Consider the following 14,473-nt stretch of genomic DNA (forward strand, 5'->3'; position numbering starts at 1 on the left):
GCATCTATATGCATTGATTTTGTTTGAACACCTAAAAACCTCGCTACGCTCGAGAACTACTGTATTCCCCGGCTTCGCCGGGACCTTCTCCTTCGGAGCAAGGTTAACACCCTTAAACCTCGCTTCGCTCGAGAATAGAAAAAAGCACCGTTTTAACGGATTTTGTCACAGCCCCTTTTTAATGTCTTCACTTATTCTTCTACTTCAAGGTCAGGCAGTCTTTCTGCTTTATCTCCGCCGCCTTTTCTGCCGCGCATGACGGTACGGTAACCTTCTACGGCAAGTTCAAGGGCAAGGACGATGAGGAGGGTGCCGATGCCGGCCTGTGCGTACGGGCCCCAGTCTGCTCCGCCTTTCATGATCATGCCGATCTGGTTCCTGACGATGATGACGAGGGATGCAAGGGTGACGATCATCATGAAGGTCATCGAGAAGAGGAACATCTTATTGTTCTTCCCTGCATTGCCCAGCCATGCGGCTACGGCAAGGAGGCCGATTCCGGCGAGGAGCTGGTTGGCTGCGCCGAAGAGACCTCAGATCTTCATGAAGCCGTTCATGCCAAGAAGGACGCCCAGGACAACGGTCAGGATCGTAGCAAAGTACGGATTGACCATCAGTTTCTTGAATCCGCCCTTGATGTCCTTCGGTGTTTCGCCTGGTTCGAGCCAGAATTCCTGGAACATGAAACGGGCCAGTCTTGTCGCTGTATCAAGGGATGTCAGGCAGAATGCGGAGTATGTCAGGACAAGGAGCGTGTACATCATCGTTTCTGCTCCTTCCAGGCCCGGAATCTTGGCAATCATGGCAGCGATGCCGCCGGCGAAGATATCCGTTGCGCCGTGGATATGGCCTGTTTCCCTGGCATACGCAATCGCGCAGAGGGTAATGATGGCAAGAACACATTCCAGAAGCATGCCGCCGTATGCGATCGGCTTGGCGTCGGATTCCTTATCGAGCTGTTTGGACGTCGTGCCGGAAGATACAAGGGAATGGAAGCCGGAAATCGCGCCGCAGGCAACGGTCGTGAAGAGGATCGGGAACAGGTACTGTACGCCGTTTCCATTGTCCACGGAGAAGCCTGTGTAAGCCGGGAAGAGGTTCGGATCGATATCAGGATGCGCGCCTACGATGCCGACGACGGCAACGATGAGCATCGCATAGAGAAGGAACGAACTCAGGTAGTCACGTGGCTGGAGCAGGATCCATACCGGAGTGACGGAAGCAATCGTAATGTAAAGGCCGATCAGCCACATCCATGTCGTCTAGGAGAAGTAAATCGGATGGAAGTTCATGCCGATGCCCATGCAGAGGACGATAGCGCCGATAGCCATCACTGTGGATACTGCCATGGATACATGGAAACGGTATACGATAAGGCCGAAAATGACGGCAGCCACAATGAAGAGCATCGAAACCATGGCAACGGATGCTTTGACAGCACTCTTTTCCATATTGACCGCGCCGTTTTCAATCGTTGCGCCGAACGTGGAAGCAACGATGGCAGCAAAGACTGCAACGACAAGGATCAGTGTCAGGTAAGAGAATATGATGAAGAGCTGCTTGGCTCTCTTAGACATATTCGCTGAAATGATTTCCCCGATGGACTGCCCGTTGTGGCGGACAGATGCAAAGAGCGCGCCGAAGTCATGGACGCCGCCAAAGAATATGCCGCCGACGAGAACCCAGAGCGTGACAGGCAGCCATCCGAACATGGCAGCCCCGATCGGTCCCGTGATAGGGCCTGCGCCTGCAATCGAGGAAATATGGTGCCCCATGAGCGCCGGAGCTTTAGCGGGGACTAGTCAATCCCGTCTTCCATTGTATGAGCAGGTGTCGGGATATTTCCCTCACCCACGCCCCACTGTTTCACCAGCCAGCGGCCGTAGAAAATATAGCCGCAGAGGAGAATAGCGAGACAAACCGCGAGCAGTACAAGCGTATTCAATGAAGTGACCTCCCTTCAAATCCCGGCCTCACGCGAGACCGGCCTTCCGTCCTTCCCACACCTTCATCATTTCCGGCTGCATTCTCCGCCCTGCCCTGTTGAAGAGGAATTTTTCCCTCGACAGGTCCAGGCAGCTGGCCCGGTACTCGAGCCATCCGTGGATCATGAAGCAGAACGTTTTCGTGTAACTTGATTTCTTCAATGCCTTTTCTGCTGCTTCATCAGCATCATCACAGATGATGACAGAGGAAACTCCTGTGCACATATGGCCCGGTCCTATATGAGCCATCTTCTTGCCTTCCCGGCAGACAAATTCCTTCACGGCCTCATGGACCGCCTCCGTCAGACGCGGGCAGGTGAAGAGGAAAATGAACTCCTCCTGCTCCGACGTCCATAGTTCGTTGGACCGAAGCAGGAAATAGCCGCCGTCCCTCTCATAGTATTCGCACACAGCCGTAAGCTCTGCGCCGCCCGGCAGGAGCGGAACAGAAAGCTTTAGAGCTTCCCTGACTCCTTCCGTCTCCGGAGCGTCCATCCCGTCGAAACGGGTGATTCCGTAAAATCTGCTGTACGATGCAAGCAGCCTCTCAGCAGCGTTTCTTCTTCGATCCATCGCGTCCTCCTTCCTTATCTCTTAATCTCATTATTTGATGAGATATAATTATATTAACTTGATTATACCTTACTTCAAATAATTTCTGTAATAAAAGATACTTATACCTATTCGCAAGTATTGAAAAGTATACTATATTTTAAAAATCAAATTTAAGTAGACATATGACATTTCACCACAGAATGTCTTGCAAAACATTTCTATTTTTATTTCTCTATATATCTAAAAACTTGAAATTTTCAAGTTTTATCCCCTTGTACATACTTCAAAATATGTTATAATAGTCATATAGAAAGAATTAAATGCAGCGTTGCTTTTTGAAGCGCGGACGAAAAGGAGCGATCGACTTATGATCACAGAAATTCACAACCAGGCAGATTTCGAAAGAGAAATTGTAAACCACAAAGGTTACAGCATTATTGACTTCTGGGCAACTTGGTGCGGCCCCTGCCGCATGATGGCCCCGGTCATGGACCATGCCTCCGAGCTGCTCGGAGATAAAGTCAACTTCACCAAAGTTGATACCGATGAAATGCAGGAACTCGCAGGAAAGTTCAACATCATGTCCATTCCGACCATCATCCTCTTCAAGGACGGCCAGGAAGTACACCGCATGATCGGCGCTGTACCGCAGGAAGCATTCCTCGAAGAACTGAAGAAGTTCCTCGCTTAATGAATTGCACTAAAAAGGAGTCCGGATATCCGGGCTCTTTTTTCATGCCTGATTTTATTCATATGTCTTTCGCTTCATTTCCATCCCCATCCATAGATTTTGATGCACATATACTCCATTATATATGCAATTTATTCGCATATTACAAATTTTTATAACTTAGAATCTTCCTTTAGTATTTTTTATGTAAAGTTTTGTTTATACTCTTGATTATTTGATAATATTTATTTATACTGATAATAGTAATTTAAGAATTTTCCGTATCTGAGTGGGTGACGATATGCCATTCATTCGCTTCACGGCCTGTATCACCGCAGTCACCCATTCATTCTGATTGATGTGCATGTATTGTTCGTTAAAAGATATGGATGATTTGCGGGCTTTTTAATTGTATCACCTTTGCACCACCGGTCATTCTGCCTGAAATTCTCAGCTGAACCGGTTTGTTTCCTGTCATGGAATTTCAAGGAGGCAATCGCTATGACACTTAATCAGCTGGAATACTTTTGCGCCGTGTGCCGTTATCACAGCATCACCCGCGCTGCGGAATCCCTTTTCGTTTCACAGCCGACAATATCGACTTCGATCCGTAATCTGGAAAAGGAGTTTCACCTTAGACTTTTCACCCATGGCCAGAACCGGATCACACTGACCAATGACGGCTCTCTTTTTTATAAGAAAGCCGAATATATCCTTCACAGAGCGCATGAGATGTACACGGATTTCTCTGACAAGGACACGAACAAGGCACCGCTTCGGATCGGCATCACTTCGACCCCGAGCGCCCTGCTTCTGCCGTCCCTTGCCATGGAGTTTGAAGAGAAATACGGCATCCCCGTGAAGCTCATGGAATGCTCTTCCATGCACGCCCGCGAGCTTGTCGATAATGATGAACTGGATGTGGCTATCGCCAATCTGGATTTCTACAATCTGGATAACTACGATTACCACACCGTCATTGAAGATACGTACGTGTACTGTGTAGACAAGAATCATCACCTGGCTAAGGAACCATCCGTTTCCTTCGAAACACTGAAGGAAGAGCCGATCATTCTTTTCAACACGGACTCCGTCCAGTCTCACACCGTCATCACCGGCTTCCGTTCCGAAGGAGCAACTCCGCATATCAAAATGTACTGCAGCCAGCTGACGACAGTCCTCAACTGTCTTTCTGCCGGCAACTGTGGTGCCTTCCTCTACTCGGCAATGACCCTTCCGGAAAACATCGTGAAGATTCCTGTCGAGCCAAGGATCAGCAACCAGTTTGGCCTGCTGTGGAAGAAAGGCGTCTTCATCACCGACCACCTCGGAAAATTCATCCAGTACATGGGAAATTACAAATTCACTTCTACGAATCTTCGCCCTGTCATTGCAGAACCTAGCGTTGCTGCAGCCAGTGCTGAGGCTGAGTAGAAGGGAAAAACGTCCGCTGAAAGGCGGGTGTTTTTGCTTTCCCTTCATATCCATTTTCCCCACAATAAAACTCTGCTGGTTTTCCAGCAGAGTTTCTTTAACCCCCGCGGCGGTCACTTTTTGTGGTTTGTATACAGGTCGTATGATACTTCTCTTTCATCAAAGCGGTTCAGTACGACTGGTTTCCTTTCGGCATAGCCGATGACTACGATGCAGAATGGATCAAGTTCAGTCGGGATATCGAGGATGTTGCAGAGGTGGATCTTTCTGTCCTGATATGGATAAACCTGCAGCCAGAGGCTCCCCAGCCCCAGGTGTTCCGCTTCGAGCAGGATGTTTTCTGCGGCAGCTGCGCAGTCGAAGGACCATTCGTCAGGGAAGCTGACGCCTTCTTTCTTGCCTACGATAACGATTGCAGCAGATGCTTTTCTCGCCGGGCCTGCTACGATGCTGTTGTGAGAAATGGCTTTGACGAGGTCTTCTCTTGTTACGATGATGAAGTCTCTGTCTTTCTGATTTCCTACGGATCTGGCCTGCATGCCTGCCTTGACGAGTGTCAGGAGCTGTTCATCCGGTACTGGTGTCAGCTCTTTGAAATTACGGCATTCGCCTCTTCTGAAAATTTCATCCATGCCCAATCTCCTCCTCCAATAAGCGTTACGCTTGGAAATATATTCAAATGAAATTCTTCATATTGTTATTATGTTTATTATGCCTTTATATTTATTATACCTTTTATTGATGAAACTGTCGACTGCTGAAAGGGACATACGCGCATCAAAAAAGGGGATGTGACAAAATTCATCCCAACAAAAAGGGCTCTGCCCCGGATCATTTGGTCCGGGGCAGAGCCTTTCGTGTTATAATTTTTTACAATGAAAAATAACAACACTAGCAATCATTTTACCGCAGAACAAGGCATTTTGCCAATGTTTCCCTCTGAGATTCTCAATGTCGATGATCCTGTTTTAATGTATGACAGATTTATGGAGGAAATCGATCTTAAAAAGTACCTTCGTTACATACCGACGCGTGGCGCTGGCAGACCCAGGTATAATCCCGTCAACATGCTGAAAACGATCATCTATGGTTTCGCAGAAGAAGGATATTGCTCTTTTAGAAAACTTGAAGATAATTGCAGGGTTAATATCAGATATATGTACCTGATGAATTATGAAGCCCCATCCTATCGGACATTCTGTCATTTCGTGAAGGGCTTTCTTAAGTATTCTCTCAAGGATATCTTTTATTCAATTACGAAAGAACTCTGCGGCAAACTCAACGTGGATTTGCAGCATATATATATTGACGGTTCCAAGTTTGAAGCGAACGCAAATAAATACAGCTGGGTATGGAAGAAATCCGCTGAAAAATCCCGCTACAAGCTTTTTGCCAAGATTACCAGCCTTTTTGAGTTACTCAATGATGATCTTAAGTATGACCATATGAGTGTAAACATCAATACAGAATACGCTCCGGACTATCTGCGTCTGGTATTGGATAAATTAAAAGAAATCTGGCAGATTGATGAGACGGCCTTTGTTCATGGAAGCGGGCATCGCAAGTCCGATCATCAACGCAAGTATGAGCAGCTTAAGGCATATACATCAAAACTTGAAGAATATGTTGAGAAGATACAGATATGCGGTACTTCCAGAAACAGTTATTCGAAGACCGATACGGATGCAACATTCATGCGAATCAAGTCGGACTACATGGGAAATGATCAGCTTCTGCCTGCATACAATGTCCAAATAGGTGTTGCCGATGAATTTATTGCCGTAATTGATGTTAACCAGTATCGTTCAGATATGGATTGCTTCGTACCGCTGATGGAGGAATTCCACGAAGTCTATGGGGCTTATCCTAAGTATCCTGTGGCAGATGCAGGATATGGATCTTTCAACAATTACATCTATTGCGAGCAGCACGGTATGGAAAAGTATATGAAATTCCCCATGTACAAGAAAGAAACGAAAGACAAGAAATACCATACCAATCCGTTTCGGCCAATAAACTTTAGAGTTGATGAGAATGGAACCATCCGTTGTCCAAATGACAGGGCTTTCAAATTTATCTATAGACATCTGGTCAGAGGGAACTTATACGGCAGGCAGGAGGAAGTATTTGAATGCGAAGACTGCCAAGGATGCCCGCTGGCAGAGCAATGTAAAAAGACCCCGAAGAACAAAAGAATCTCATTGAGCAGAGAACGGAATAACATGTACCAGGAGGTTCAGGATAATCTGGAAAGCATCCATGGAGCCCTGCTAAGAATGAACCGGTCAATCCAGGCTGAAGGAACTTTTGGAATCATGAAACATGACAGATGGTACAAAAGAATCGTCAGAAAAGGGATAGATTCTGTAAAAGCCGAGTTATACCTGGTAGCACTTGGCTATAATTTAAGGAAATACATCACAAAAATAATGCGTATAAGGATTGCCGCCTAAGACAATATAATTAAAAGTCTTATGGGGGTAAGGGGGCTTACGCGCATTTTTACGTAAAAGGCTTACAGCAGAGCTAAAAATGATGAAATAAAGACGCAAAAAAGAGGCTGCAACAAAATGATTAACCATTTTGTCACAGCCCCCTTTTATTTGATTAGAGATTTCTAGTCGTTTTGAGACGAACCAGGGCACGCATGAGCGCGAGTCTGGCGCGATCTACATCGACGTCTTCTTTCTTAAAAGCCAGTCTGTCTTCAGCGCGTTTCTTAGCTGCCTGAGCGCGGGCAACGTCGATGTTGTCTGCGAGTTCAGCAAGAGGAGCGATGATGTTGACGTGGTTGTCATTGACTTCAAGGAAGCCGCCGAATACGGCAACTCTCTGTTCCTTGTCACCTGTCTTTATGCGCACGCAGCACATTTCGAGAGCAGCAGCAAGGGGAAGGTGGCGCTTTTCGATACCGAATTCGCCGTCTTCCGCACGGGCAACCACCAGATCCACGCCGTCCTGTGTAAAAATAGGACCGTCTGGACTGATGACTTCGACGTGCATTGGATTTTCAAGGGTATCAGCCATGGCTTATTCCCCTTTCTTCATCTTTTCAGCCTTTTCCATTGCTTCGTCAATAGTGCCGACCATGTAGAATGCGCCTTCTGGCATGTCATCATGCTGGCCTGCAAGGATTTCCTTGAAGCCTCTGATGGTTTCCTTCAGCGAAACGTATCTGCCGGGGGAGCCGGTGAACTGTTCAGCTACGAAGAACGGCTGAGACAGGAATCTCTGGATCTTTCTTGCACGAGCAACGATGACTTTATCGTCGTCGGAAAGTTCTTCCATACCGAGGATGGCGATGATATCCTGGAGTTCCTTGTAACGCTGCAGAATAGCCTGTACGCCGCGGGCTACTTCGTAGTGTTCTTCGCCGAGTACGTTCGGGTCAAGAATACGGGAAGTGGAGTCGAGCGGATCTACTGCCGGGTAAATGCCGAGTTCGGCGATGGAACGGTTCAATACGGTGGTAGCATCCAAGTGGGTGAATACGCCTGCCGGAGCCGGGTCGGTTAAGTCGTCGGCCGGTACGTATACTGCCTGAATGGATGTGATGGAGCCGTTCTTTGTGGATGTAATACGTTCCTGCAGTTCGCCGATATCGGTTGCCAGGGTTGGCTGATAACCAACGGCGGACGGCATACGTCCGAGCAGTGCGGATACTTCAGAGCCTGCCTGAACGAAACGGAAAATGTTATCTACGAAGAGCAGTACGTCCTGTCCCTGCTTATCGCGGAAGTATTCAGCCATTGTCAGACCTGTCAGAGCAACTCTCATACGAGCTCCCGGCGGTTCGTTCATCTGGCCGTATACGAGGGCAACCTTGTTCAGGACGCCGGATTCTTTCATTTCGCCCCAAAGGTCGTTGCCTTCACGGGTACGTTCGCCTACGCCGCAGAATACGGAGCAGCCGTCATGTTCGGTTGCGACGTTGTGGATCAGTTCCTGAATCAGGACTGTCTTGCCTACACCTGCGCCGCCGAACAGACCGATTTTACCACCCTTTGCGTATGGGCAGATAAGGTCTACGACTTTGATGCCTGTTTCGAAAATTTCAGCTGCCGGAGACTGGTCTTTGAAGGCCGGTGCCTCACGGTGAATCGGCCAGTAGTCAGCTGCGTCGACTTTCGTCGGGTCGTTGTCTACTGTCTGTCCAAGGACGTTGAAAATACGTCCGAGGCAGCCGTCGCCTACCGGTGCTGCAATAGCACGGCCGGTGTCAACGGCTTTCATGCCGCGTACCATGCCGTCTGTGGAACTCATTGCAACAGCGCGGACGACTCCGTCGCCCAGATGCTGCATGGTTTCGCAGATGACATCAACAGGAACGCTGGCTTTATCATCTTTTACATGGATTGCGTTATAGATGGCAGGAAGTTCCTTATCATCATCGAAAGCAATATCAACGACTGCGCCGATGACCTGGACTACTTTACCTACCTGCATCTCCTGTTCATTTGCCATGAAGAAGCATTCCTCCTTAATATGTTAAGCGGTTTATTCAAGCGCAGCTGCGCCGCCGACGATTTCGGAAATTTCGTTGGTGACCTGAGCCTGACGTGCTTTGTTGTACGTGAGGTTGAGGTCGGCGATTCTTTCCGTAGCGTTGTCGGTTGCAGCGGACATGGCAGCCATACGGCTTCCAAGTTCGGAAGCAGCGGACTGGAGCATGGCGTTGTAAACCTTGACCTGTACGTATTCCGGAAGGAGTCTGGAGAGAACTGTGTGAGCGTCAGGCATGAAAATGTATGGCGCTTCTTTCCATTTCTTTTCAGATCCGTTGCCGGTTTCCTCATCTGCCTCAGGAGCTTCGACGGGAAGAATCTTCTCGACGAGTACCTGCTGATGCAGAGCGGTGATGAATTTCGTGTAAATCACATAAACTTCGTCCACTTCCTCGGTCACGAAGTAGTCAACCATTTCCTTCGCGAGATCGATGGAATCCTGGGCGGTAGGTTTATCAGAAAAGCCGAAATGATAGGAATCAAGATCGTATCCACGGAATTTCAGGTAGTTTCTACCCTGTTTTCCGCAAACGTAAAGAGCGTATTCGGAACGATCCCTTCCGGAGATTTCTTGCAGTGTCCGCTTCATAACGTTGGAGTTAAAAGCGCCCGCAAGGCCTTTATCGGCGCTGATGACCAGATAGCCGACCTTCTTTACCTTGCCTGTTCTGAAGAGCGAGCTGGTAAAATCGGGAGTTACCGAAGAAGCACGGCGCAAGAGCTCTCCGATCTTTTCAGCATAAGGACGAGAGCCGTTTGCTTTTTCTTCTGCTTTGCGCAGACGGGCAGCGGCAACCATCTTCATTGCTTTTGTGATCTGCTGGATGTTGGTGACAGATTTAATGCGCCCTTTTATATCACGCGTACTTTCCAATCAGATCACCCCTCTACCGTTTCAGACTTATCCTGGGATTTCGTAGCTGCGTAACGTTCCTTGAATTCAAGAATAGCTGCTTTCAGTTTCTCTTCGTTTGCTTCTGTCAGCTTCTTGTTCTTCACGATGTCTTCTCCGATTTCCGGATGGGTGCTGTGGAGGAATGCAAGGATGCGGTGTTCGAAATCAACGACTTCGTCAACTGCAACATCATCGAAGTAGCCTTTAACTGCTACGTAGAGGACCTGTACCTGGTCTTCGACCGGGTATGGGGTGTACTGCGGCTGTTTCAGGATTTCAGTCGTTCTCTGACCGCGGTCAATCTGTGCCTTGGTTGCAGCGTCCAGGTCGGAACCGAACTGAGCGAATGCAGCAAGTTCGCGGTACTGTGCCAGATCCAGACGCAGGGTACCTGCGACCTGTTTCATAGCTTTGATCTGTGCGGAACCACCTACACGGGATACGGACAGACCTACGTTGATAGCCGGACGGATACCGGAATAGAAGAGTGCGGTTTCCAGATAAATCTGGCCGTCGGTGATGGAAATAACGTTGGTCGGAATGTATGCGCCTACGTCGCCTGCCAATGTTTCGATGATCGGCAGTGCGGTGATGGAGCCGCCGCCCAGTTCATTGGAGAGGCGGGCAGCACGTTCCAGCAGACGGGAGTGCAGATAGAATACGTCGCCTGGATAAGCTTCACGTCCTGGCGGACGGCGGAGCAGCAGGGACATTGCGCGGTATGCTACTGCGTGTTTGGAGAGGTCATCATAAATAATGAGGACGTCTTTGCCCTGATGCATGAAGTGTTCAGCGATGGATACACCAGAGTATGGTGCGAGGTACTGCATCGGGGAACCTTCGGATGCGCCGGCATGAACGATGATGGAGTAATCCATAGCGCCGGCCTGTTTCAATTTTTCATATACACGGACAACGTTGGAGTTTTTCTGTCCGATGGATACGTAAATGCAGATAACGTTCTGACCCTTCTGGTTCAGGATGGTATCGATGCCGATAGCCGTCTTACCAGTACCACGGTCGCCGATGATCAGTTCGCGCTGGCCGCGGCCGATCGGAACCATGGAGTCAATGGATTTCAGACCTGTCTGCAGCGGTACATTAACTGGCTGTCTGTCAGCAATGCCCGGTGCTTTGATTTCAATGTCGCGATATTCGTCGGTTTTGATTTCGCCTTTGCCGTCGATTGGCTGTCCGAGCGCGTTTACTACGCGTCCGATAACTGCATCGCCTACCGGAACCTGCATCAGGTGACCTGTTCTCTTAACAACGTCGCCTTCCTTAATGGTTTCGGAGCGACCCAGAAGAACGGCACCTACGTTGCTTTCTTCCAGGTTGAGTGCCATGCCGTATACGCCGTTCGGAAGTTCGAGCAGTTCGCCGGCCATGCAATTCTGAAGGCCGTACACATGGGCAATGCCATCGCCGACTTCAAGAACCGTACCTACTTCATCGACATTGAGGTCTACTTTGTAGTTTTCAATCTGTTTTTTAATGACAGATGTAATTTCATCTGAACTGATTTTCATTTCCTAGAAGTCACCTCAATCTCTTTGTTTCATAATATGTTTCAAAGTCTGCAGCTGTCTAGCCACGGATCCATCGATCAGGCGATCGCCTACTTGGACGGTAAAACCACCAATCAACGCCGAGTCTACCTTCTGCTTCATGACAATCTTCTTTCCAGTGATTTCGGAAAGTTTTGCCTTCAGGGCTTCGACCTGGGTTTTGGTGAGCGGAAGAGCGGATGTAACCACTGCTTCTTCAATTCCCATGCCTTCATTAGCCAGAGCCTCATAGACGTCGACCATTGCCGGGAAATCGGTGAAACGGTCTTTGTCGATGACGACATAGCAGAACTGCAGAACTACAGGCTGAACCTTATCTGCAAATAATTTATTTAATGTATCTTTCTTGACATCCTTCGCAAGCAGAGGATGGAAAAGAAGCTGCTTCAGTTCATCGTTCCCCATGATGGTGTCAGCGATTAAGTGAAGTTCTTCTCCAGTTTTTTCAAGGCTGTTTTGTTCAGCGGCTATTTCATAGATGGCGCGACCGTATTTTCTTGCAAGAACTACGTTCTTATCCATGATTATTTACCCGCTTTTTTAGCATCCAGCTTGGCGATGCTTTCCGCGATGAGCCGGTCGTTTGCGTCCGGTGTCATGTTCTTACTGATGATCTTAGCAGCGATTTCGCAGGAAAGGTCAGCTACCTGAGCCTTCAGATCTTCGAGAGCGTCCTTACGTTCTCTTTCGATCTGCTGGGTAGCCTGGTCCTTAAACTTCTGAATAGCTGCATGTGCTTCGTCAATCTGTGCCTGCGCCTGTACTTTGGCTTCCTTGACTGCTTTGTCTACAATCTCCTGTGCTCTGACTTCTGCGTCACGGAGCTGAGCTTCATAGCTTTCTTTCAGCTTTTCAGCGTCTGCTCTGTTGTTTGCAGCAGAATCCAGATCATTTTTAATGTGCTGCTTGCGTTCGTCCAGCACTTTAATGACCGGTTTGTAGCAGAAATGGCCCAAAATGGCAACAAAGATGAGGAAGTTAACGATCTGAATCAGCAGTGTACCGTTAATGTCTACCAATGAGCTCCCTCCTTAGTGAAATAACTCAATCGTTATGAATTATTATCCAAGGAATGGGTTAGCGAATACGAGGACAATAGCGATGACGATAGCGATAATCGGAATAGATTCGATCAGACCGATAGCAACGAGCATGTTGGTGAACAGGGAGCCTGCCATTTCAGGCTGGCGGGTCATGCCCTCGAGAGCGGAGCTTGCTGCACGGGAGTCAGAGAATGCTGCTGCCAGAGAAGCGCATCCAGAGATGATTGCTGCTGCAATAAGAGAATACTGAACGATAATGGCCTGTTCCATAATGATTAATTCCTCCTGAGGATAATTTGAATTTTCCGGGGCATCCGGATGATTTTAAGTACCGTTTGGACGGACGGCGCCGTGTTAAACAAAATAGGTACCGGTTTACGCAGACGGCGCTGCCATGGACGATCACAAACTATGTTTCAGATACACAGAAGACAATGTCGTGAAAATATACGCCTGTACGCACCCTACAAAGACGCTGAATGCGATCCAGATGATCGGTATGAGCCAGGGGCACAGAGCGTACAGCAGTTCCAAAAGAATTTCGCCGGCCAGAATATTGCCGAATAGACGCATAGCCAGTGTAACTGGTCTTGAGATTTCTTCTACCAAATTGATGAAGACGAATACGGGGAACGGTTCAAAGAAGTGCTTGATCCATTTCCCAACGCCTTGATTGGCAATAAACAGGACGTGAATGAGGAGCGTGACCGCAAGCGCCAGGCCCAGTGTCGTATTGATATCACTGGTCGGTGATGCTGTCAGGTGTTCCGTCGGCAGAAGCCCGAGCTGGTTAGCTGTCAAGATGAACAGGAACAGCGTCAGCAGAGCCGGCACGACTTGTCTGTACTTAGGTCCTACGTTCTTTTCGAACTGGGAAAGCAGGCCCTCAACAAGGATTTCAACGCAGTTCTGAACCCCGGTCGGGACCAGTTTCTTTCCGCGGGATGCGGCAAAGACAACAAGGAAAACAATGAGTGCAGTCAGCCATGTTGTAAAAATGGTGTCCATGTTGACCTGCATCCCAAGCAACTGTTGTACAGCATGCGTACCTGTATGAAGATGCATAATCTCACCCCCTCTCTCTTACTGGAATGTCAAGAAAAAAACAGTTATTCCTTAATAGCACTGGCGATTCGCTCCCAATAGGTTGCAGCCACCAGTGATAGTAAGCCAGCTAAAAAACCTAAAATGTTCAGCGGCGTGAATACCACGACGAGAACACAAAGCAGGATTTCAATGAAAAACCGGCCGGAAGCAAATCCCGCGATGCGGCGGCCGATGAATAAGTTATCTCTGCCGGTTTCTGTCCAGAAGAGATACATTTTTCTAAGAAACAGGAAAAAGGCAGCGTGAAAAAGAGCCGCCAGCGAAAAAGCGACACTAACCCGCCACCCCCAGATCAACTGAGTGACGATCCCGCCAACAGCGGCGAGAACCAGCAGAAGATATGTAATTTTCTTTGTGTAATCCGGAAATGCAGAATCACAGTTCATTTTCAGTTTATTTCCCCAGCATCTGTTTCACGACGGACCAGAGTCCGCTGGCGGCACCTACAATGGACAGAACAATCAATCCGAAGGGCTTCGTGCCAAAATACTTATCACATTTAAGCCCAAGCCAGACGCCCACGCCGATCGACGACAGCAATGTGAATCCGGCGCCCGTAGCTACAGCTATACTATGGAGAGCATCAAAATCAGAAACAGGTTTGTTTTTCTTCTTCGGCTTCTCATCCATATTCGCTCCGGAACGGGATTATCTCATCAAATTGCGCCCCTTCAGTAATGAACAAGACGCAAAAAATTATTTATACTGTTT

General features: G+C 48.3%; 17 protein-coding genes and 1 pseudogene. 3 read left to right on the forward strand and 15 right to left on the reverse strand.

Features of this window, described 5'->3' with window-relative positions:
- Window positions 1-191: 191 nt before the first annotated feature.
- The 4 genes and pseudogenes from Dia5BBH33_RS11305 to Dia5BBH33_RS08125 form a co-directional block, all read right to left on the reverse strand.
- Window positions 192-419 (reverse strand): hypothetical protein, encoded by a 228-nt coding sequence (locus Dia5BBH33_RS11305; protein WP_232518133.1) that lies wholly within the window; start codon window positions 417-419, stop codon window positions 192-194.
- 36 nt (window positions 420-455) lie between these two features.
- Window positions 456-1,775: pseudogene (locus Dia5BBH33_RS08120) on the reverse strand (carbon starvation CstA family protein); the annotation flags it as partial.
- A gap of 23 nt (window positions 1,776-1,798) precedes the next feature.
- On the reverse strand, window positions 1,799-1,945 hold the full coding sequence (locus Dia5BBH33_RS11395) for a carbon starvation CstA family protein (protein WP_269776990.1): 147 nt from the start codon (window positions 1,943-1,945) through the stop codon (window positions 1,799-1,801).
- Between the two features lie 28 nt (window positions 1,946-1,973).
- Complete coding sequence (locus tag Dia5BBH33_RS08125) at window positions 1,974-2,558, reverse strand: hypothetical protein (protein WP_143332732.1); 585 nt, start codon at window positions 2,556-2,558, stop codon at window positions 1,974-1,976.
- Window positions 2,559-2,907: 349 nt separating this feature from the next.
- Between Dia5BBH33_RS08125 and trxA the strand changes: the two genes are divergently transcribed.
- Window positions 2,908-3,231 (forward strand): thioredoxin, encoded by a 324-nt coding sequence (trxA, locus tag Dia5BBH33_RS08130; protein WP_022381934.1) that lies wholly within the window; start codon window positions 2,908-2,910, stop codon window positions 3,229-3,231.
- A gap of 480 nt (window positions 3,232-3,711) precedes the next feature.
- Window positions 3,712-4,644, forward strand: coding sequence for a LysR family transcriptional regulator (locus Dia5BBH33_RS08135; RefSeq protein ID WP_143332733.1), 933 nt, complete (start codon window positions 3,712-3,714; stop codon window positions 4,642-4,644).
- A gap of 113 nt (window positions 4,645-4,757) precedes the next feature.
- Here Dia5BBH33_RS08135 and Dia5BBH33_RS08140 read toward each other — a convergent pair whose 3' ends face one another.
- Complete coding sequence (locus Dia5BBH33_RS08140) at window positions 4,758-5,276, reverse strand: nitroreductase family protein (protein WP_022382451.1); 519 nt, start codon at window positions 5,274-5,276, stop codon at window positions 4,758-4,760.
- A 243-nt stretch (window positions 5,277-5,519) separates the two neighbouring features.
- Between Dia5BBH33_RS08140 and Dia5BBH33_RS08145 the strand changes: the two genes are divergently transcribed.
- Complete coding sequence (locus tag Dia5BBH33_RS08145; RefSeq protein ID WP_143332102.1) at window positions 5,520-7,097, forward strand: IS1182 family transposase; 1,578 nt, start codon at window positions 5,520-5,522, stop codon at window positions 7,095-7,097.
- Window positions 7,098-7,251: 154 nt separating this feature from the next.
- Here Dia5BBH33_RS08145 and Dia5BBH33_RS08150 read toward each other — a convergent pair whose 3' ends face one another.
- The 10 genes from Dia5BBH33_RS08150 to Dia5BBH33_RS08195 form a co-directional block, all read right to left on the reverse strand.
- Window positions 7,252-7,671, reverse strand: coding sequence for a F0F1 ATP synthase subunit epsilon (locus Dia5BBH33_RS08150; protein WP_143332734.1), 420 nt, complete (start codon window positions 7,669-7,671; stop codon window positions 7,252-7,254).
- A gap of 3 nt (window positions 7,672-7,674) precedes the next feature.
- A complete protein-coding gene (gene atpD, locus Dia5BBH33_RS08155) occupies window positions 7,675-9,108 on the reverse strand; it encodes a F0F1 ATP synthase subunit beta (protein ID WP_022382453.1) in 1,434 nt (477 codons plus the stop codon).
- Between the two features lie 33 nt (window positions 9,109-9,141).
- A complete protein-coding gene (atpG, locus tag Dia5BBH33_RS08160; RefSeq protein WP_022382454.1) occupies window positions 9,142-10,023 on the reverse strand; it encodes an ATP synthase F1 subunit gamma in 882 nt (293 codons plus the stop codon).
- 5 nt (window positions 10,024-10,028) lie between these two features.
- Window positions 10,029-11,573, reverse strand: a complete 1,545-nt coding sequence (gene atpA / locus Dia5BBH33_RS08165; RefSeq protein ID WP_143332735.1) for a F0F1 ATP synthase subunit alpha — start codon at window positions 11,571-11,573, stop codon at window positions 10,029-10,031.
- Window positions 11,574-11,588: 15 nt separating this feature from the next.
- Window positions 11,589-12,134 carry a F0F1 ATP synthase subunit delta gene (locus Dia5BBH33_RS08170; RefSeq protein WP_179951942.1) on the reverse strand — a complete coding sequence of 182 codons (546 nt, stop codon included), beginning with the start codon at window positions 12,132-12,134 and terminating at the stop codon, window positions 11,589-11,591.
- A gap of 2 nt (window positions 12,135-12,136) precedes the next feature.
- Window positions 12,137-12,631 carry a F0F1 ATP synthase subunit B gene (gene atpF, locus Dia5BBH33_RS08175; protein ID WP_143332737.1) on the reverse strand — a complete coding sequence of 165 codons (495 nt, stop codon included), beginning with the start codon at window positions 12,629-12,631 and terminating at the stop codon, window positions 12,137-12,139.
- A 42-nt stretch (window positions 12,632-12,673) separates the two neighbouring features.
- On the reverse strand, window positions 12,674-12,925 hold the full coding sequence (gene atpE / locus Dia5BBH33_RS08180; RefSeq protein ID WP_143332738.1) for a F0F1 ATP synthase subunit C: 252 nt from the start codon (window positions 12,923-12,925) through the stop codon (window positions 12,674-12,676).
- Between the two features lie 132 nt (window positions 12,926-13,057).
- Window positions 13,058-13,720, reverse strand: a complete 663-nt coding sequence (gene atpB, locus Dia5BBH33_RS08185) for a F0F1 ATP synthase subunit A (RefSeq protein WP_143332739.1) — start codon at window positions 13,718-13,720, stop codon at window positions 13,058-13,060.
- A 44-nt stretch (window positions 13,721-13,764) separates the two neighbouring features.
- Complete coding sequence (locus tag Dia5BBH33_RS08190; RefSeq protein ID WP_143332740.1) at window positions 13,765-14,148, reverse strand: hypothetical protein; 384 nt, start codon at window positions 14,146-14,148, stop codon at window positions 13,765-13,767.
- Window positions 14,149-14,155: 7 nt separating this feature from the next.
- A complete protein-coding gene (locus tag Dia5BBH33_RS08195) occupies window positions 14,156-14,392 on the reverse strand; it encodes an AtpZ/AtpI family protein (RefSeq protein ID WP_143332741.1) in 237 nt (78 codons plus the stop codon).
- Between the last annotated feature and the right edge of the window lie 81 nt (window positions 14,393-14,473).

It is taken from the genome of Dialister hominis (assembly GCF_007164725.1).
In the GTDB taxonomy this organism is placed as follows: Bacteria; Bacillota; Negativicutes; order Veillonellales; family Dialisteraceae; genus Dialister; species Dialister hominis.